This is a genomic window from Bradyrhizobium sp. UFLA05-153 (genome assembly GCF_054185185.1).
The window spans coordinates 20,815-38,055 of the sequence record NZ_JBBIAM010000039.1 but is presented as its reverse complement, the minus strand read 5'-3'; the positions used below and the strand labels follow the sequence as shown (position 1 = coordinate 38,055).

Below are 17,241 nucleotides of genomic sequence, written 5' to 3'. Positions count from 1 at the left end.
CGGTCCTCCTGGGGCGTGACCAGAGCAGCCAATGGTTACGCCCCTTACTTCAAGATCCGGTATCGTCGGCGCTTTGTGCGCAAAGGCCGCATGTCGACCTCCCAATGTCTGATTTTGCAATGTTCGAAACGAGCCACTGCAATCCGAACGTGGACGACGGCAGGCCCGGTCGGGCGCATCGCCTGCTGCGCGACGCCAATCTGGAGCGGGCCAGGGGAACAGCAAGCGTTGTTTTTAACAGTGCCGGGAGTGTGACGCGTATTGCGAACCTCTACGATAAATTTCCAACTCGCATCATGTTCCCGCGGATTGCGGGCGATGCAGCGATAGAAGCAGTTCTCGTCAATGCCGCGGGCGGTATCGCCGGTGGAGACCGGTTCGAACTTGACATTATAGCGGTGGATGACGCGCGCGTGGCGATGACCTCGCAGGCGGCCGAAAAAATCTATCGCGCGCTGAATGAGCCCGCACGCATTAACACCCGATTGAAGGCCCGCGACTCAGCGAAGCTTGCGTGGCTTCCGCAGGAAACCATCGTCTTTGATGGGGCCCGAATTTGTCGACAGATTGAGATTGATCTCCACCCAGGCGCAGAACTGATTGCGCTCGAGTGGATTGTGCTTGGTCGTGCCGCCCGTGGCGAGGAAATCACGAGAGGATATATTCGCGACAGCTGGCTGGTGAGGAGAGGCGGCCGGTTGATCTGGGCGGACAGTTTTCTTGTGACCGACAGCACGATTCGGCATTTATCCAGGAAGGCACTTCTTTCCGACCGCAGAGCCATCGGTACGTTGATCTATTGTGCTCCCCATCCCGACCGCAGGTTGGAATTGCTTCGCGAAGTTGCACAGTCGCGGCAATGCGACTGTGCGGTGACAATGGTGAGCGGATTGATTGTCGTACGGTTCGCCGCCAGGGAGTCTTCCGATTTGAAGATCGCCATGATCCGCATCCTTCAACATTTCGATCGCGAACTCGGCCCAGGTCCTTTTCGAGTGCCGAAAATGTGGTTGTGCTGAAGCACGTGGCGACAGACGGAGACCTTCATGAACCTTACGCCGCGGGAAAGAGACAAGTTGATGATCGCCGTTGCCGCAATGGTGGCTCGGGCGCGGCTCGCAAGAGGCATCAAGCTCAACTACCCCGAAAGTATCGCGCTCATCTCCGATTTCGTCATGGAAGGGGCTCGCGACGGAAAGTCGGTTGCTGAGTTGATATGTGCGAGCGGCACTGTGCTGACGCGCAATCAGGTCATGCAAGGTATTCCGGAAATGATCCACGAAATGCAGGTCGAAGCCACATTCCCCAACGGAACCAAGCTCGTGCCTATTCATGATCCGATTCGCTAGGAGCCGATGATGCAATCCCTTCTCGTTTGCATGGTCCTTGCCAATATACTGATGGATCCGGCTTCCGCTCATCTCACCATTGGCGACACCCATTCATTTGTCGCAGGTATTATCCACCCACTTACCGGTATTGATCACACCTCTGTCATGGCGCTGGTCGGCCTATGGGGTGCGCTAGTTGGTGGACGGGCGATCTGGGCATGGCCTTTAATTTTCGTGGCAGCGATGTTGATTGGCTTCGCTGCTGCCGCTTGGGGTTTGCAAATCGCCCTGATTGAGCCAGCGATCGCGGCATCGATCGTTGTCTTCGGAGTTCTCGTCGCGTTGCGAGTGAGACTGCCCGTCATACTCGGAGCGGCGATTGTTGGACTGTTCGCGCTTTTTCATGGCCACGCGCACGGAACGGAGGCCGCAGCCAGCAATCTGGCTTCTTATGCCGCTGGCTTCACTGTCTCAACGGCGTCGCTTCACTCGGCCGGCATTGCCATGGGCCTTTGTATTCGACGCTTAGTCGAGAAGATCGCAAGCGAGTGGAAGAGGCGGTTGAGCACGGCCACCCGTATAATCTCGGGAGGAGAATTGCAATGATCCCAGGGGAGATCTTCCCGGCGCCAGGTGAGATTATCCTGAACAAGGACAGGGTGGCCATCGTGATGAAGGTCGCCAACAAGGGCGACAGGCCAGTCCAAGTTGGCAGTCACTACCATTTCGCTGAGGCCAACGCAGCGCTCGAATTCGATCGAAAGATCGCCCGCGGCTATCGCCTCGACATTCCCGCCGGCACGGCCGTGCGGTTCGAACCGGGGCAATCAAGGCAAGTGTCCCTGATCCCCTATGCGGGGTCTGGTCTCGTTTTTGGGTTCAACCGAGCCGTGAACGGCTCTCTGCGATGAGACTGATGTACCGGGCGCGTCGGTTATCAATGAGGTAGATTAGCATGCCTAACACAATGAGCCGAGCTGCCTATGCGCAGATGTTCGGCCCCACGGTCGGCGACAAGGTCCGCCTTGCGGATACCGACCTTATCATCGAGGTGGAGGAAGACTTCACCAACTATGGGGAGGAAGTGAAGTTTGGCGGCGGAAAAGTCATTCGCGACGGTATGGGGCAGTCACAACGAAGCCGCTCCGAAGGAGCGGTCGATACGGTCGTTACCAACGCGCTAATCCTTGATCACTGGGGGATCGTGAAGGCCGATCTCGCAATCAAGGATGGATTGATTGCGGCGATCGGCAAGGCCGGAAATCCCGATGTGCAGCCCGATGTAGAAATTGTCATCGGACCGGGAACGGAGGTCATTGCCGGTGAAGGCAAGATCATTACAGCAGGCGGTATCGACACCCACGTTCACTACATTTGCCCGCAGCAAATCGAGGAAGCGCTGTATTCCGGGTTGACAACGTTGATCGGGGGAGGCACAGGCCCGGCGGCCGGTACGACGGCGACAACCTGTTCGCCGGGGCCGTGGCATATTCAGCGGATGCTCGAAGCGGCCGACGCCTTTCCCATGAATCTTGGTTTCTTTGGCAAGGGCAACGCAAGCCTGCCTGCCGGCCTGGTCGAACAGATTGAGGCGGGGGCATGCGGGCTGAAGCTGCACGAGGACTGGGGAGCGACTCCGAGTGCGATCGACTGCTGTCTCTCTGTGGCTGATGAAATGGACATCCAGGTCGCCATTCACACCGACTCGCTCAATGAAAGCGGATTTGTCGAAGATACCATCGCTGCGTTCAAGGGAAGGACGATCCATACCTTCCACACTGAAGGCGCCGGCGGCGGCCATGCACCCGACATCATCAAGGTGTGCGGCGAGGGGAATGTACTTCCGGCGTCGACCAATCCGACGCGCCCCTATACAGTCGATACGCTCGACGAAGCGCTCGACATGCTGATGGTCACCCACCATCTCGATCACCGGATCCCCGAGGATGTCGCCTTCGCTGAAAGCCGCATTCGCAAGGAAACCATCGCCGCGGAAGACATCTTGCACGATCTTGGCGCCTTCTCGATTGTGTCATCTGACAGCCAGGCAATGGGACGTATCGGTGAGGTGATAACGCGGACCTGGCAGACCGCGGACAAGATGAAAAAACAATTTGGACGCTTGCCGGAAGAGAGCGGTGCACACGACAACTTCAGGGCCCGACGTTATGTCGCCAAATACACGATTAATCCGGCAATTGCCCAGGGTATTTCCAGCTATGTCGGTTCGATTGAAATAGGAAAGCTTGCCGACCTTGTAGTCTGGGATCCGGCATTTTTCGGAGTGAAGCCTGATATGGTGCTCAAGTCCGGCACGATCGCGGCGGCGATCATGGGCGATCCGAACGCGTCCATTCCAACCCCCCAACCGGAATACTATCGGCCCATGTTCGGCGCGTTCGGCCGCTCCCTGATCAAGAGCTCCGTTACCTTTGTCAGCCTCGCCTCGCTGGAACGAACCAGGGCGCTCGGGCTCGCAAAGCAGCTTCTTCCGGTCAGAAACACGCGCCGGATCGGCAAACATTCGATGATATTGAATAGCTCTCTTCCCTATATGGAAATTGATCCGGAGACCTACGAAGTTCGAGCCGACGGACGGTTGCTTACTTGCGAACCCGCAAAGGTGCTTCCCATGGCCCAGCGCTACTTCATGTACTGAAATGCCACTAGATCACCCATTTGCCAACGATGGCACCAGCCGCGATCGATATTCCTGTTCACCTCGGTCGTTGTTGCGGCTGCAGACCTGGCTCTCGCCGACTTTTCCCATAGGAGCCTACAGCTACTCACATGGTCTCGAATGGGCGGTCGAAGCAGGAGATGTCGATGGCCGCGACAGCCTGATTGAATGGTTGGAGGCAGACCTTTGCTATGGTTCAGTTCGGAACGAAGCGATTTTTTTCAGCCAAGCGCATCATTGCGCGGTTGCCAACGATCACACCAGGCTGGCCCAAGTGGCGGAGCTGGCGGCCGCGTCTCGCGGCACATACGAGTTCAGCTTGGAAGCGTCGCAGCAAGCTGCGGCGTGCCTTACGATGCTCCAGCAGATGTGGCCCGATCCGATGCTCGATGCGCTGTCGAAAATGCCAGTTTTTCCAATCCTGGCCGTCGTTCTTGGTGTCCGGTCGGCCAAGGAACAGATATCACTGGACATTGCTCTGCCAGCATTCATGCACAGCTATGCCGCAAATCTCGTCACTGCGGGGATTAGGTTGATACCCCTTGGCCAGACCGACGGTCAATTTGCGATCGCAGCGCTCGAGAGGGCGGTTCTGTCGGCTAGTCTATGCGCCCGCAATGCCTCGCTCGAGGAGATCGGATCGGCAGGAGTTATGGTCGAGTTGTCGTCCATTTTGCATGAAACTCAGTACACGAGGTTGTTCCGGTCATGACCGCAGTCATCAACCAAAGTCCACTGAGTCGCGGCGGCGCGGCTGCGACATTTCATGGTCCTTTCCGTGTTGGAATCGGAGGGCCGGTCGGCTCAGGAAAGACCGCGCTTATCGAAACACTATGCAAGCATCTTCGGGGGTACTACGAGATATATGTGATCACGAATGACATCTATACCAAAGAGGATCAGCTCATACTCACACGCGCGCAAGCTCTTCCGGCGGAGCGCATCATGGGCGTTGAAACTGGCGGCTGCCCGCACACTGCGATACGTGAGGACGCTTCGATGAATCTGGCCGCGATTGCGGACATGGACCTCAGATTCCCTCGAGCAGAACTGTGCTTCGTGGAGTCAGGCGGTGACAACCTGGCGGCAACCTTTAGTCCGGAGCTGGCAGACCTGACGATCTATGTGATCGATGTCGCTGCGGGCGAAAAGATCCCGCGCAAGGGCGGTCCCGGCATTACTCGATCGGACCTTCTTGTCATTAACAAGATCGATTTGGCTCCTTTGGTCGGTGCCAACCTCCAGATTATGGAATCGGATGCGCGAAGGATGCGCAACGCGCGGCCCTTCATTTTCTCCAATTTGAAAAACGGGCTGGGAGTTGATGAGATTGCCGGCTTTATTCTCGAGAAAGGTGGCCTGGCTGCTATGGCGCTGCAACCTTAACCTGTCTCGCGGCAGACGCGAACCTTGTTAGACCCCGGATGAACTACGCGGTATTGCTGCGCCGGCGCGTCCTTCGGAGCGCCTTTTGGTCGTCGCGTCGGTATCGCAAACGGACTGCCTAACGCTGCCGACGACAGATCACCATAGAACACTCTTGCCACTCACTTCGCTGACTTGCGAGCACCAGGCGTCCTTGCCATCAACGTCTTCAAAAATGCCTGCACCTCGCGCCGTGTGTGAGAACTGAATTCTTTTTCGCGCTTCGCGGAAGTCTAAGTCCGCGACACCCTGAGCCTTACTTTCGGTATTTTTGTCGACCCAGAAGTGGAGTCAGGCATGGGTAGCCTGTCGATAAGGGGGACCAGCGGTCGAAAAGCGCTCGGAGTCGCGACCGGCCAAGTAATAATCGAAGTGACTTTGATGTGGCTGACAGATCCTTGTGGCTTTGCATCGAGAACGTTCTCCTTCGTCATGTTCAAGCTTGTCGGCCATTCGCGCTAGATCAGCGATGGATCGAGCGCCCATCTTTAGCATGACCCGGCTGCTGTGGACGCGGGCCGTGTGAGGGCGCACGCCCATTTGTCCTGCGATTTGCTTCACACCATTGCCTGCCGCAAGCAGCCCCATTGTTTCGCGTTCGCGAGGCGAGAGTGATGTGAACAGAGTGCGCAGTGTCTGCAGCAACCGGCGCTCTGCTCGATCGACACGGTTCAGCGCGACGGCGCTGCGGACCGCAGCCAACACCTCCTCACCTTGAAAGGGCTTCGTCAAGTAGTCCACTGCGCCCGCTTTCATCGCTAGAACGGAAGTTCGAACATTGTTTTCGATGGTGACAAATACCAGCGGGGTTTGGGGCTCGGAGTTTGCTAGCTGAGTTTGAAGCGCGAGACCATTTCGCCCTAAAAGTTGGATCTCGAGTACAATGCAGTCGGGTCGGCATGCTTCGGACTGTTCCAGATAATCTTCGGCTGACGCCGCGCACTCAACTATGAAGCCTGCATCCTCAAGCAGGAGTCTTAAGCTCTCTCGTGCGAGCGGATCGCTATCAACGATAGAAATTAATGCTGGATCGTATATTTGTTTCATTTACCGAGAAGCCATGACTGATTGATCGAAGGGGCTGTGCTTGCGATGAAGTCCAGCAAGCGCTGCCGCTGCGACAGAGGCGCGCCGGTCAACAGCCACGACAGATCTTCAGTTTTTTGTCCAGTGCAAGATCCTCCTGGCCTTGTTGTTCGTTGAAAATCGACAAGCGCCGCTGGATGGCATTGTCTTCGGCGGAGTTTGGCATGAACTCCTGGCCGCGAGGTTGAACGCGGACAGTGTCAACAGAAGGCGAAGATAGCTTTTTGGGCGACCTTTGATCGGAGTCCGCCATTGCGGCGATTGGCAGACCGGCAAGAGCGAAAAGAAGGGCGATTGATGGTGCAATGCCTGCCGTGGCTCCTGATATTTTCATTTGATGGTCTCTCAAAGGCGCAGGTGGTTTAAGCTCCCTCGTGAGTTTAGTCATCTCCGATCAAAGGTGCTTTCTCCGGATTATCGCGGCCGGGTTGTTCTTGCTAGATCGTGGTGCGTACGACGGGGCCATGAGGGACGAGAGTGCCTTTTCCGAGCTCGGTACGAAGCCGCATGGCGGAACGCCAAGGAACCGACAGACCACAGGCGCGCTTCGGAGGACTCATCATCAGCCGCTGTACGGCATTCTCGGACGCATTGAGCACTTCGAACTGGCAGCGATGAAGCAGCCAGCCTCACCAAGCTTCCACGATACTTACATGTTGCGGTAACCCCGTTCCTGTAGCACCCAGCTGTTGCCATCCGGGTCCGAGAAGTCGGCGAAGCTCGCGTAGTCCCTACGTGTGGGGTCGAGCCCGGGTGCGAAACCCCCGCCCCAGGCATCAATGGGTACCTTATGCCGGATCTCACCGACTTCGACCCCACATTCGAGCAGGCGGCTCCGTGCATCCTCAAGGTCGGTGACGACGAGATAGACGTTGCGAAGTGATCCCGCGGGCGCATCGGTGAGTCCGCGTCCGATTTGTATCGAGCAGCGAGAGCCTGGCGGAGTGAGCTGCACGACGCGGAACGCGTCGTCCGGCGAATAGTCGACGTCGAGCGTGAAGCCGACCTGGTCGACATAGAACCGCAGCGCTCGGTCGACGTCGCTCACCGACAACGTGATGACCTCGACTGAGAAGTTTATGGCCGCTGTGCTGGTTGTATTCATCGCGCCGCGACTCCTCTTCGTCTGATAAGCCGCCCTCAGGGTTTACAAATCGAGGACAATGTCACGAATTGGTTGTGAGCAGCAAATGAGAAGGTTGCCATCGGCGGGCTTATCAAGTGGCTGCGGTTCATAGGCGACCGCGCCCGAAACCAAACCGCTCTCGCAGTTATGACAAACACCGGTCCGGCATGACCAACGGACCGGGACGTCGCACGCTTCGGCGAGTTCCAAGATACTCTGGTAAGCTGACGCCTTCCAGTGTACAGCGATCCCACTTCGCGCGAACGAGACAAGCGGACCGGTATTGGCGTCGACCTTAGGCACGTGTGGCGCTCGCGTCGCTGCGCCGACGATGCCAGGAGTCATCGGCTCGCTGCCATTGAAGATCTCGACGTGGATTCGCTCCGGCGCCATGTCCAAGGCTGCGAGCGCTTCTCTCATGTCTGCCATGAAGCGAGCCGGCCCGCAGAGGTAGACATCCGCCTCTCGCGGGATGCCGACTTCGTCGAAGACCGATCGCGTCAGGTGACCGGTAGCGTTGAAATCCTCACCCATCTTGTCGCGCGAGCCCGGCCGGCTGTAACAAATGTAGCTGCGGCCGTGGGTGAGCGTGGACATGAGGCGGCGGACCTCGGCGGCAAATGGATGATGCTGCCGGTCCCGAGCCGTGTGCAGCCATAAGACCTGCCGCGTCGAGCGGGTTGCCGCCAGCTCGTACAGGATGGCGAGAACAGGCGTCGCTCCGATGCCCGCGCTGAGCAGCACTACAGGCCGCTCTCCGGACTGCAGGATGAAGCTTCCGCGCGGCGAGCTGGCGTCGAGAACATCGCCCATCCGAACCTGCTCCCGCAGGTAGGTTCCAGCCACCCCATTCGGGTCGATCTTCACGCTGATCCGATAGCGCTCCGTCGAGAGGGGACCCGAGAGCGAGTAGCTGCGAAAAAGTGGCGGGCCGCCGCCGGTCGGGCGAAGGCGCAAGACGACGTACTGACCGGGCAGAGCCTGCTGCAGCGGCTGACCGCCCGGATCTCGCATTGACAGGGAGATGACGTCGACGGACTCCTGATCGATCGCCATCACCGTGAGCGGCCGAAATCCTGGTGAAACCGGATGCGCGGCTGCTGCCGGCGCAAGCCCCGCATTGCCACTCCCCGCGGCAGTCGTTCGGCTTTGCAGTAGTGCCTCAAACGATGCGCGCCATCCGGGCGAAAGCGACTCGATCCGCAAGGCGCGCTCCATTTGGTCGCACGCATGATTGGGCAAATAAAGGAGCGCGTTGATCTCTGCGACAGTCATTCGCTCGTTCGCTTCTCCCACCTTCACAATCTCGTCACCGGCGCCCACGTCTCCCTCCTGCAGGACGCGGAAGTAAAACCCCGGACGTGCGCTGGATGTCAGCAATGCCGGCATCCGCGGCTCGTTCATCCGAATGCCAACGCGATAGCAGGTCACGCGAGGTTGAGTGACCTCGAACACTGCGCCGCCGATTTGATAACGGTCGCCGATGCAAACGATGTCGTCGGGCAATCCTTCGACCGTGAAGTTCTCGCCGAACTGTCCGTGGACGAAGTCAGTCCGCTTCAATCGCTCCTGCCAGTAGCGATACGATTCGATCTGATAGACGAAGGCGGCTCGCTGCTCACCCCCGTGGCCGCCCAGGTCGCCTTGACCGTCTCCGTCCAGATTCAACCGGCCGACCCGACAGCCGCCACGCACGGGAGTTTTCCAGATCCCGGTATGTACAATGCGACCTTTCCACTCGATATCGCGCGGAAGTCCGACGTTCACTGAAAGCAGTCGAGCCATGTCTCGCTCCACTTTGCCGGGAACCGGAAGTCCTCCTAGCCGCTCGCATCCGCTGCGGGCCCGCCACCGGGGGCTTGATCGAGGACGACCTCGGCGACGTCGAGGTTGCGATCGGGGCCGTGCGGAACCACGGACTGGCCCGGCTCAAGATGGAGCTGCGTGCCATCGATATGTACTGAGACAATGTCCGGTTCGAACGACACCAGGTTGGAGATGCGGCGGACCTCGGGATAGGCGTCAGGATACGACCATGCCGCCAGACGAGCGTCATCGATGGAGTAATAGCTGCAGAGCCCCTTGTATGGGCAGAAAGTCTGGAGTTTCACGGGGGTGAGGGAGGACTCATCGATGTCGGCGCGTGGAACGTACCAGCGCGGAGCGAAGCCGGACTCGTAGAGGACCACCGGCCGCTTGGTATCGGCGATGATCCGATCACGATAGCGGACCACAAGGTTACGAGAGGCTTGGCGAATGTCGATGCGGTGGTAGGGGTCGGCGGCATGGCCCACGATTCGTTCGTCTTCTTCGTAGAAGGCATCCATGGCCCGCCAGGCGAACGCGACGTGGGCCTGCAGTTCGCTCGCGTGAGCGGGTAGTGCAATGTGCTGCCAGGCCCCTCGCTGCGCGATGTGTTGCTCGTCCGCCCCGACGCTGTACCAGGACGTGAGCCCGAGATCGGGGTGTTGGGTGCTATGCTCGGTGCGTTCCAGGACATGAGGGGAAACGTCGGCCTCCGGGAAGTAGGCCACCGGATAGCGGCCCGGCTCGAAGAACAGGAGGACTTGCTCGCTATCGGCGATCCAGATTCCCCCAAAGCGCACGCGCATGCGCCGGCGTAACCGTTCGACGTACAACAGTCTTTTGGGCAGAGGTTTGGGCACGAGGAACCGGCCGATTGCTCCTGTTGAGAGCGGACCTTGTTGCCAGGACAGTCCCACTGCTCTCTCCCATAAGTTTGATGATCGAGGCCGGTAGAAGTCCACAAGGTATTCCTTTCCCTAGAACGCAGCCCCGGTGGCAAGGTTCTACGAGAGGATGACAACCTAGTCCGGCTTTGGCGCTCGCCCGCGAATCTCATTCGATCATCTCGTCGGCGCAAGCGAGATCGATCAGCCCTACATGGCCCCCATCCAGCCAGCGATAGCCCTCCCGATCTCGTCCGGAGAATCTTCCTGAACGAAATGGAGCCCCGCGATCGTCACCTCGGTCTGTGCTGGGAAGCTGCGGGCCAAGTCGAGAACCGGGCCCTGGCCGAGAATCCCACCGGGCTCGGCCCTCAAGAAAAGCTTAGGCACACTGCTAGTCGCCAGCCAGTCCGTGTAGGCGGTCACGATCGCACTCACGTCGGCGGGCTCGCCCTCGATGGGAATCTGCCGGGGCCAAGTCAGCGTCGGCCGTCGGCCTTCGCCGGGCTCGGAGAACGGCCGTCGGTACTCCGTCATCTCCTCGGCGGAGAGGGGGCGCAGGATAGCCCCCGGCAGGATCTTCTCGATGAAGAAGTTGTCTCGTAGGACCATTTCCTCGCCGTTCTCTGAACGCAGCCCCTGCAAGGCGGGTCGCATGTCGAACTTGTCCCAGTGGTCCCAGTACTGCGGCCCTACGATCGCCTCCATGTATGCGATCCCCTTCACGGCGTCGCGGTGACGGTTGGCCCAGTCGAAGCCGAGCGCCGAACCCCAGTCATGGATGACGAAGGTAATCCGCTCGCGCACATCCAGGGCCCCAAGCAGAGCATCGAGGTAGCGGCGGTGCTCGACGAAGCGATACGAGGTAGAGCTACTGTTAGGCAGCTTGTCAGAGTCGCCCATGCCAATCAGATCGGGGACGATGCAGCGGCCCAGTGGCTGCAGTTGCGGCAACACGTTGCGCCACAGGTACGACGAGGTGGGGTTGCCGTGCAACAGTACAATCGGGTCGCCCTGTCCCACCTCCACATACGCCATCTCCCTGCCGAGGACCCGCCGCCGCTTCTTTTGGTACGGAAATGCCGCAGAGATCATGTCCGTTCTCCTTCTTTGTAGAACCGAAAGCACTGCGGTGCCGCGCGGCAGTTAGCAAGATTCTCCAGATTGACCACCAGGCGATCGTCCGATGTGCCTGAGTCTTATCCGGATTCAGCACCACTCGCTTACTCGCGATTGCCGCAATTTGCTGTATTTTGCCTCAGCTTCTTCGGCCCGGCGACTCTCCTAGACTTGCGTATGGTCTGGTCCGGTAATGAAGAAAACCTGGACCTACCCGGCGGCCAGTCGAATTGCGCCGATCTCTTCAAAATGCGCTAATCTTGGTTGCCGGAGACCGGGGTGCCCTGCAACGATGGGCAGCCAGATCACGAATTGCAGGAATTCATCGCGCGAGCATTGCAGTCTCATCACCTCAAGCGGGACGAGCAAGCAGAATGACAAGACCTGATCTCCCTCGAGGGTTACCAAAGCCGACCGCGATTTCTCACTATACAATAGCGGTCTTGTCGGTCGCAGTTGCGATTATTGCCGCGGAATTGATCACACGTTTACTGCATGCCGAGGCCATCGCACGTCGATGCGCTGTTATCTTCGCCGCATGGTTTGGCGGTTTCCGCCCAGATGCAAACCAAGGATCCCATTCCTGCGGTATCGCCCGTCGCCTTGACAAATGCGCCGCAATCCCTCCGCTTGCAAACGGTTCGAAGGTCGCTGGCACCATCCTTTCCTCACGGACGATGCGTTAACGGCGAATTGCTGGCGATGAGAAAATGCCCAAGGTTAGGGCATATGCTCAAAGCTGCTATCCGAGGTCAATGCTGGGCCGAGTAATGGGGGTGCTTTTCTCCCAACTCGTCTCTGCCGTCATATCCTCTATTGCGGCAAGAAGCTGAAGCATCGGGCCGCGAAAAGTGGAACCAGACGGCGCCCGGGAAGACACTTGACAACCCAAATTTCTGTGATGAACATATACCCAGAGCATGGTCATATGTTCAGGGAACTAGCAGTTCTGGGGAAATTAGCCCGTCGACGTTGGAGCAGCGTCTCGGGCCGACAGCGCTGAAGAAGGTAGCGCACTATGTCCAAGCAGACCAAACACTGCATCCCATTTGCCCACGGGATGATCTCCGCGGAATTCATGCACAGCTATGATGCCCAAGCCCATGAGGTCATCAACGCGATCACGACGGTGATCGTTAGTGCGCAAGTCGGAATGAACCTACTGCGTGCTCAATCGCCAGATATGGAACAAGTCGGGCGAGTGCTCAATAGCATCGCAAACGATAGTAAGCGAGCAGGCGACATCGTCGTTCGAACTCGAGCGCTCATAAAGAACGTGGCCGAAGCGGGTGGCGCTGCCGATCCTCGAGCTGATAATCCTGACGAGTAGGCGATGTGGCGTCGGCTTTTGGCGCCCGCTACTAACGTTGGTGGCCCTTCAACGGAGTTCTTAAAGAGCGTAAGACCTGAGCCCACTGCGGCGCCGGTGAAGTGCCTCATGCGTTGGATGAGATATCGTAGGTTCGGTTGGTGTGGGCCAAGGTCGCTCCGGCCTCGGACTGGAAGCGCAGCGCGAGGCCATTGCCCGGTTCGCCGAGGCGGAGGGCTTCCCGCTGGCCGGTGAGTTCGTCGAGGTCGAGACCGGAAAAGGTGCCGACGTGCTTGATCGCCGCCCGCAGCTGGCCGCCGCGTTGGCTGAGGCCAAACATCGCAAGTGCGCGGTCGCGGTTGCCAAGCTGGACCGGCTCAGCCGCGACGTTCACTTCATCAGCGGGCTGATGGCGGAGCGCGTCCAGTTCGTCGTCACCGAGCTGGGCGCCGACGTCGATCCGTTCCTGCTGCACCTCTACGCAGCGCTGGCCGAGAAGGAGCGTCGGCTGATCTCTCAACGTACCCGGGATGCACTCGCTGCCAAGAAGGCGCAGGGCAAGCAACTTGGCAATCCGAAGCTGGTTGCGGCGGCGACCAGGCGCGACAAGGTGCTGCGGCCGATCCTGCAGAAGCTCGCCGGTCAGTCGCTCCGCGCCATTGCCGCCGAATTCGACCGCCGCGGCATCAAGAGCTGGAGCGGCAAGCCTTGGAACGCGGTCTCGGTCAGGAATGCGATGGTCCGCCTCGGCTTCCAGGCAACAGGGGGCGCGTCATGACGCATCCCCGCGACGCCAAGGGCCGCTTCGTCAGGCGCACCGCTGCCGCCGCATGTCATCTTCCCCCTCGGGCGCGCCAGTGCGATGGCACCATGTAACCTGCTTTAGGGACGTCGCCGAAGGCGGCCTCCGCCCCTTCTCGCAAGCGAGGCGGGGTAATAAAGGACCGCGGCGTGCTGGTCGCGGCCTGCGCGTCCAGATAGCAAGGCCTGTACATCGCCTGGAGCTGCTTGCCACTGAGGAAGATCATGTGCGGGCTGAGCCCGCCCCGCTGCGCGATCCAGCGCCGCACCTGCGACGGATACATCGAGTACAGCAGCTGGGTCGCCTCGGGATTGGTAATCGCCCGGCCATTGGAACCGAAATCCCAGGCGGCATGGAAGCCGAGCGTCGCGTTCGAGGTCACACAGATCCGGTCGTGCGGGATGGCGCCGAGAACAATGGTGCAGGCGGAGGCGCAGAGGCCGTCGATGATGACGGTTTCGCCGGAACTGCGCAGATCCTGATATCTGTCGACGTAGGTTCCGATCCGGCCACCAGGGTCATCCGCGATTCGTACCACCGCATGACTCCCATGCCCGCGAACAGAAGTACGGCCGTCAGCATCACCAACAGATAGATCTTCATATGTTGCTCTCCGCTTCCCATTGCAAGCGGATGACGATATATCGGTCTCGCCTCGACTGTGATGCGCGGCACATCAATGATGGCGCGGCAAGAAGGGCGACGGCGGTTGATCTAATGCAACTGGTTTTGCAGACCCCTGCGTAACCACTCCGCCTTGCGCTCTCGGTCCCGCCGCTACAGTGTCCGGCTGACGACGCTCGCCCGATATTCCGGGTCGCTGGCGTACCGCTCCGCCATCCGCTTATCGCCGAAATGGCGAATGGGGATGCCTTGGGCCGTAACTGTCCAACAGCCCGCAGGATAGCTAGCGGGCACGACCTCATAGGCTTCATTCGCGTCATTGTCGGGAATCGGATTGAACATCGGCTTTCCTTGACACTCGATTCGAGGCGAGATGAAGCGATAGCGGAGAATCTCCGCCACCCTAGCTAGAAGGTCCGGTGTGAAGTTGACGTGGCCAAGCTCGACCGGCTCAGCCGTGACGTCGCGTTCATTTCAGGCCTGATGGCGCAGCGGGTGCCGTTCATCGTCACCGCGCTGGGCAGGAACGTCGACCCGTTCATGCTGCACATCTACGCGGCGATTGCGCAGCAGGAGCGCGCGATGATCAGCCGGCGCACCAAGGAAGCACTGGCAGCGGCCAAGGCGCGCGGCGTCAGGCTTGGCAGGCAGGAGATCGCCGACGCCAACCGCAGCGCCGCCGCAGCCCGTGACGCCGAGCTGGAGCCTGTCCTGCGGGAGTTGTCGCACTTGTCCTCAAGGGCTGCTGCTGCCGAGATCGAGCGCCGTGGCCTCGGCAAGCTGTCGTACAAGACCATCGCGCGCGCTCGCGTTCGGCTCGGGCTGGAGGATTGATCGATGATACGTTCTCGCGATGCCAAGGGCCGCTTCGTCAGGCACACCGCACCGCGCCGCTGCCGCCGCATGTCATCTTTTTTCCCGTCGGGGCGCGCCGTGCTGCCTGTCAGCCGGCTGCTGCAGCGACACGACTGCGCCGGCCGTTGAATGGGGACACCGACGTCAATCCTTACGCCGCTCCTGGACTATGTTCCGGATGGTGACGTGGATGTCCTTGTCGTCCTCGCCGGTGTGCGGCTGGGTGGGCTTGCCCCAGCCGCGGTCCAGCAGGATGCTTGCCGCCGACACGCGCGCGGCCGCTGGCACGGCTTCTTGGCTGCGCGACACGTGCGGGTCAACTGCCCGAGCCACGGAGGCGAAGTGCGCTCGCACGATCTCGAAGGCCCGCTCGACGCTGCCTGGTTAGTGCCGGCGCCCGCCCGGCGCTGAGACCTTGCGGCGCACCTTCGTGCCACGCCTGGCCGAACCTACTGGTCGCATAGCAGGCGGGGCTCACGCGCCAGGGCATCGAAACGTTTGATTCCTGAATGCTGGGAGCCAATCGCGGGACTCCGACCGTCACTCAAAGACGTGACTTCCGGTAATGGGAGTCGGGTAGGATCGAGGCAGTCGAACCGCACGAGTACCCCCGTTCGCCTTGGAAATCGGCCGCGTCCTCAGCGAATAATCAGGGCAATCTCAGGGACAAATCAAGCAATCCTCAAACACTTAGACCTATTTCGGGCGCATCCTCCATCCTGCCGATTGCGACGATCCTCATCGAGAGGATGAAGATGGACGCTAAGCTGCAACGACGCGTGCAACGGTACGGATGGGACAAGGCCGCCTCGTATTATGAACGTTCGTGGCAAACCCAACTCGAACCGGCACAGTCCACCCTACTCGATTTGGCCGCCCTTGAGCCCGGGGGCGAGGTTCTGGACGTTGCCTGTGGCACGGGGCTTGTGACCCTCAGAGCTGCCGCCGCGATTGTGCCCAGTGGTATGATTGTCGGCACGGACATTTCTGAGCAGATGGTCCTCGCCGCGCGAGACATCGCGGCCGGTCGGGGAATCGCAAATGCTCAGTTCGAACGCATGGAGGCCGAGCAGTCGACCTTCGGCGACAATTCATTCGACGTCGTGCTTTGCGCTCTAGGCCTGATGTACGTGCCTGATCCCGAGAAGGCGATACGCGACTTCCATAGAGTGCTGCGGCCGGGAGGGCGCGCCGTATGCGCCGTTTGGGGCCAGCGGAGCAAGTGTGGGTGGGCGGAAATTTTCCCCATCGTTGATGCGCGTGTCCAATCGGAGGTTTGCCCAATGTTCTTTCGCCTTGGCACAGCCCAGAACCTTCAGCATGCGTTCAGCGCTGCCGGGTTTGGCGACGTTGTCGAGAGGCGACTTGAGACACGACTCGAATACGCCACGGGCGACGAAGCCTGTGATGCGGCATTCGTCGGCGGACCGGTGGCGCTCGCCTACAGTCACTTTTCGCCCGACACGAAGTCAGAAGCGCGCAAGGAATATCTCGAGTCCCTCAAGGCCTATCTGATTAGCGACCACTATTCGATACCGGGAGAATTCGTTGTCGTTGCAGGAACGAAGTGAACCCCTTTCGCCGGACGAACAGTTCGGTACGTCCATTTGGAAGGATCGGACCATGTCAAATTCGCGCGTGCGCGAGTCATTGGAAAGACTACACCGTGTGTTCCTCGAACGCCCGGCGGCAGCCAAGAAGTCGAACCCGCCGGCGAGCGCAACGTGGCAGAATGGACTGCTGTGTGAAGTCACGGGGCCCCATGGGGAGAGGGTCATCACCGACATGCCGCCTGCCATGGGAGGTGATGCGAGTGGGCCGAACCCCGGCTGGCTGCTGCGAGCTTCTATGGCTTCATGTACTGCTACGTCGATCGCCATGCGTGCTGCTCGCCTCGGTATCACCCTGAGATCGCTCAAGGTGACCGTACACAGTGAGACAGACGCTCGCGGAATGACGGGCATCGATGGAGTTTCGACAGCGCTCAGTAGCCTGCGTATGTCGATTGAGATCGGGGCGGAAAATGTCCCTGATCAGCAATTGCGTGATCTGGCCGAAATCGCCGAGACGCAATCGACCGTGGACTGCACCCTCAGGGAGCGGCCGCCGCTGGCAATCGAGGTTTCGCTTGTCTAGCTCTTTCAGAACTTCTGATCGCGCGGCAACGAAATTGCCGCGGGATTAGTAACTCAAC

20 protein-coding genes and 1 pseudogene are annotated in these 17,241 nt (G+C 59.6%); 12 read left to right on the top strand and 9 right to left on the bottom strand.

Annotated features, from left to right (window positions below; genetic code table 11):
• The first annotated feature begins 104 nt into the window (after window positions 1–104).
• From Q2941_RS23165 to ureG, 7 genes are all read left to right on the top strand, one after another.
• Window positions 105–1,019 carry an urease accessory protein UreD gene (locus tag Q2941_RS23165; RefSeq protein ID WP_458193838.1) on the top strand — a complete coding sequence of 305 codons (915 nt, stop codon included), beginning with the start codon at window positions 105–107 and terminating at the stop codon, window positions 1,017–1,019.
• A gap of 27 nt (window positions 1,020–1,046) precedes the next feature.
• Window positions 1,047–1,349 (top strand): urease subunit gamma, encoded by a 303-nt coding sequence (locus Q2941_RS23160; RefSeq protein ID WP_027526680.1) that lies wholly within the window; start codon window positions 1,047–1,049, stop codon window positions 1,347–1,349.
• A gap of 9 nt (window positions 1,350–1,358) precedes the next feature.
• A complete protein-coding gene (locus Q2941_RS23155; RefSeq protein WP_245288191.1) occupies window positions 1,359–1,937 on the top strand; it encodes a HupE/UreJ family protein in 579 nt (192 codons plus the stop codon).
• Window positions 1,934–2,242, top strand: coding sequence for an urease subunit beta (locus Q2941_RS23150; RefSeq protein ID WP_027526678.1), 309 nt, complete (start codon window positions 1,934–1,936; stop codon window positions 2,240–2,242). The genes Q2941_RS23155 and Q2941_RS23150 overlap by 4 nt, the downstream gene beginning before the upstream one ends.
• A gap of 44 nt (window positions 2,243–2,286) precedes the next feature.
• Window positions 2,287–3,990: an urease subunit alpha gene (gene ureC, locus Q2941_RS23145; RefSeq protein WP_458193837.1), complete on the top strand. Its 1,704-nt coding sequence runs from the start codon at window positions 2,287–2,289 to the stop codon at window positions 3,988–3,990.
• A gap of 73 nt (window positions 3,991–4,063) precedes the next feature.
• On the top strand, window positions 4,064–4,723 hold the full coding sequence (locus tag Q2941_RS23140; RefSeq protein WP_245288190.1) for an urease accessory protein UreF: 660 nt from the start codon (window positions 4,064–4,066) through the stop codon (window positions 4,721–4,723).
• Window positions 4,720–5,397 carry an urease accessory protein UreG gene (gene ureG, locus Q2941_RS23135; protein ID WP_035664307.1) on the top strand — a complete coding sequence of 226 codons (678 nt, stop codon included), beginning with the start codon at window positions 4,720–4,722 and terminating at the stop codon, window positions 5,395–5,397. Before Q2941_RS23140 ends, ureG begins: the two co-directional genes overlap by 4 nt.
• A 330-nt stretch (window positions 5,398–5,727) precedes the next feature.
• On the opposite strand, the gene Q2941_RS23130 is transcribed toward ureG, so the two are convergent.
• The 6 genes from Q2941_RS23130 to Q2941_RS23105 all read right to left on the bottom strand — a co-directional run bounded on the left by Q2941_RS23130 (window position 5,728) and on the right by Q2941_RS23105 (window position 11,433).
• On the bottom strand, window positions 5,728–6,483 hold the full coding sequence (locus tag Q2941_RS23130) for a response regulator transcription factor (RefSeq protein WP_458193836.1): 756 nt from the start codon (window positions 6,481–6,483) through the stop codon (window positions 5,728–5,730).
• 88 nt (window positions 6,484–6,571) lie between these two features.
• A complete protein-coding gene (locus Q2941_RS23125; RefSeq protein ID WP_156944695.1) occupies window positions 6,572–6,856 on the bottom strand; it encodes a hypothetical protein in 285 nt (94 codons plus the stop codon).
• A 315-nt stretch (window positions 6,857–7,171) separates the two neighbouring features.
• Complete coding sequence (locus Q2941_RS23120) at window positions 7,172–7,627, bottom strand: VOC family protein (protein ID WP_458193835.1); 456 nt, start codon at window positions 7,625–7,627, stop codon at window positions 7,172–7,174.
• 42 nt (window positions 7,628–7,669) lie between these two features.
• A complete protein-coding gene (locus Q2941_RS23115) occupies window positions 7,670–9,433 on the bottom strand; it encodes an MOSC domain-containing protein (RefSeq protein ID WP_458193834.1) in 1,764 nt (587 codons plus the stop codon).
• Window positions 9,434–9,468: 35 nt separating this feature from the next.
• Window positions 9,469–10,371 carry a DUF427 domain-containing protein gene (locus tag Q2941_RS23110; protein ID WP_027526671.1) on the bottom strand — a complete coding sequence of 301 codons (903 nt, stop codon included), beginning with the start codon at window positions 10,369–10,371 and terminating at the stop codon, window positions 9,469–9,471.
• A gap of 177 nt (window positions 10,372–10,548) precedes the next feature.
• The gene (locus tag Q2941_RS23105; RefSeq protein WP_458193833.1) at window positions 10,549–11,433 is read right to left on the bottom strand and encodes a haloalkane dehalogenase; all 885 of its coding nucleotides are present in this window, start codon (window positions 11,431–11,433) and stop codon (window positions 10,549–10,551) included.
• A gap of 1,042 nt (window positions 11,434–12,475) precedes the next feature.
• Between Q2941_RS23105 and Q2941_RS23100 the strand changes: the two genes are divergently transcribed.
• On the top strand, window positions 12,476–12,787 hold the full coding sequence (locus Q2941_RS23100) for a hypothetical protein (protein WP_156944694.1): 312 nt from the start codon (window positions 12,476–12,478) through the stop codon (window positions 12,785–12,787).
• Between the two features lie 142 nt (window positions 12,788–12,929).
• Window positions 12,930–13,544 (top strand): recombinase family protein, encoded by a 615-nt coding sequence (locus Q2941_RS23095; protein WP_458193831.1) that lies wholly within the window; start codon window positions 12,930–12,932, stop codon window positions 13,542–13,544.
• Window positions 13,545–13,599: 55 nt separating this feature from the next.
• Here Q2941_RS23095 and Q2941_RS23090 read toward each other — a convergent pair.
• Together Q2941_RS23090 and Q2941_RS23085 are read right to left on the bottom strand one after the other, a co-directional pair.
• Window positions 13,600–14,150 (bottom strand): annotated as a pseudogene (locus Q2941_RS23090) (hypothetical protein).
• A gap of 195 nt (window positions 14,151–14,345) precedes the next feature.
• Complete coding sequence (locus Q2941_RS23085; protein WP_458193830.1) at window positions 14,346–14,534, bottom strand: hypothetical protein; 189 nt, start codon at window positions 14,532–14,534, stop codon at window positions 14,346–14,348.
• A gap of 90 nt (window positions 14,535–14,624) precedes the next feature.
• On the opposite strand from Q2941_RS23085, the gene Q2941_RS23080 reads away from it, so the two are divergent.
• Window positions 14,625–15,026: a recombinase family protein gene (locus Q2941_RS23080; RefSeq protein ID WP_051390063.1), complete on the top strand. Its 402-nt coding sequence runs from the start codon at window positions 14,625–14,627 to the stop codon at window positions 15,024–15,026.
• 165 nt (window positions 15,027–15,191) lie between these two features.
• Here Q2941_RS23080 and Q2941_RS23075 read toward each other — a convergent pair whose 3' ends face one another.
• Window positions 15,192–15,356 carry a hypothetical protein gene (locus tag Q2941_RS23075; RefSeq protein WP_254111220.1) on the bottom strand — a complete coding sequence of 55 codons (165 nt, stop codon included), beginning with the start codon at window positions 15,354–15,356 and terminating at the stop codon, window positions 15,192–15,194.
• Between the two features lie 446 nt (window positions 15,357–15,802).
• On the opposite strand from Q2941_RS23075, the gene Q2941_RS23070 reads away from it, so the two are divergent.
• Together Q2941_RS23070 and Q2941_RS23065 are read left to right on the top strand one after the other, a co-directional pair.
• A complete protein-coding gene (locus tag Q2941_RS23070) occupies window positions 15,803–16,618 on the top strand; it encodes a class I SAM-dependent methyltransferase (RefSeq protein ID WP_027526665.1) in 816 nt (271 codons plus the stop codon).
• The gene (locus Q2941_RS23065; protein ID WP_458193829.1) at window positions 16,596–17,183 is read left to right on the top strand and encodes an OsmC family protein; all 588 of its coding nucleotides are present in this window, start codon (window positions 16,596–16,598) and stop codon (window positions 17,181–17,183) included. Before Q2941_RS23070 ends, Q2941_RS23065 begins: the two co-directional genes overlap by 23 nt.
• Window positions 17,184–17,241 lie beyond the last annotated feature (58 nt).

Excerpts from the sequence above, each read along its gene's own strand:
- Q2941_RS23165 (WP_458193838.1), top strand. The coding sequence starts at position 105 with ATGTCTGATTTTGCAATGTTCGAAACGAGCCACTGCAATCCGAACGTG.
- Q2941_RS23160 (WP_027526680.1), top strand. The coding sequence starts at position 1,047 with ATGAACCTTACGCCGCGGGAAAGAGACAAGTTGATGATCGCCGTTGCC.
- Q2941_RS23155 (WP_245288191.1), top strand. The coding sequence starts at position 1,359 with ATGCAATCCCTTCTCGTTTGCATGGTCCTTGCCAATATACTGATGGAT.
- Q2941_RS23150 (WP_027526678.1), top strand. The coding sequence starts at position 1,934 with ATGATCCCAGGGGAGATCTTCCCGGCGCCAGGTGAGATTATCCTGAAC.
- ureC (WP_458193837.1), top strand. The coding sequence starts at position 2,287 with ATGCCTAACACAATGAGCCGAGCTGCCTATGCGCAGATGTTCGGCCCC.
- ureG (WP_035664307.1), top strand. The coding sequence starts at position 4,720 with ATGACCGCAGTCATCAACCAAAGTCCACTGAGTCGCGGCGGCGCGGCT.
- Q2941_RS23130 (WP_458193836.1), bottom strand. The coding sequence starts at position 6,483 with ATGAAACAAATATACGATCCAGCATTAATTTCTATCGTTGATAGCGAT.
- Q2941_RS23125 (WP_156944695.1), bottom strand. The coding sequence starts at position 6,856 with ATGAAAATATCAGGAGCCACGGCAGGCATTGCACCATCAATCGCCCTT.
- Q2941_RS23120 (WP_458193835.1), bottom strand. The coding sequence starts at position 7,627 with ATGAATACAACCAGCACAGCGGCCATAAACTTCTCAGTCGAGGTCATC.
- Q2941_RS23115 (WP_458193834.1), bottom strand. The coding sequence starts at position 9,433 with ATGGCTCGACTGCTTTCAGTGAACGTCGGACTTCCGCGCGATATCGAG.
- Q2941_RS23105 (WP_458193833.1), bottom strand. The coding sequence starts at position 11,433 with ATGATCTCTGCGGCATTTCCGTACCAAAAGAAGCGGCGGCGGGTCCTC.
- Q2941_RS23100 (WP_156944694.1), top strand. The coding sequence starts at position 12,476 with ATGTCCAAGCAGACCAAACACTGCATCCCATTTGCCCACGGGATGATC.
- Q2941_RS23085 (WP_458193830.1), bottom strand. The coding sequence starts at position 14,534 with ATGTTCAATCCGATTCCCGACAATGACGCGAATGAAGCCTATGAGGTC.
- Q2941_RS23070 (WP_027526665.1), top strand. The coding sequence starts at position 15,803 with ATGGACGCTAAGCTGCAACGACGCGTGCAACGGTACGGATGGGACAAG.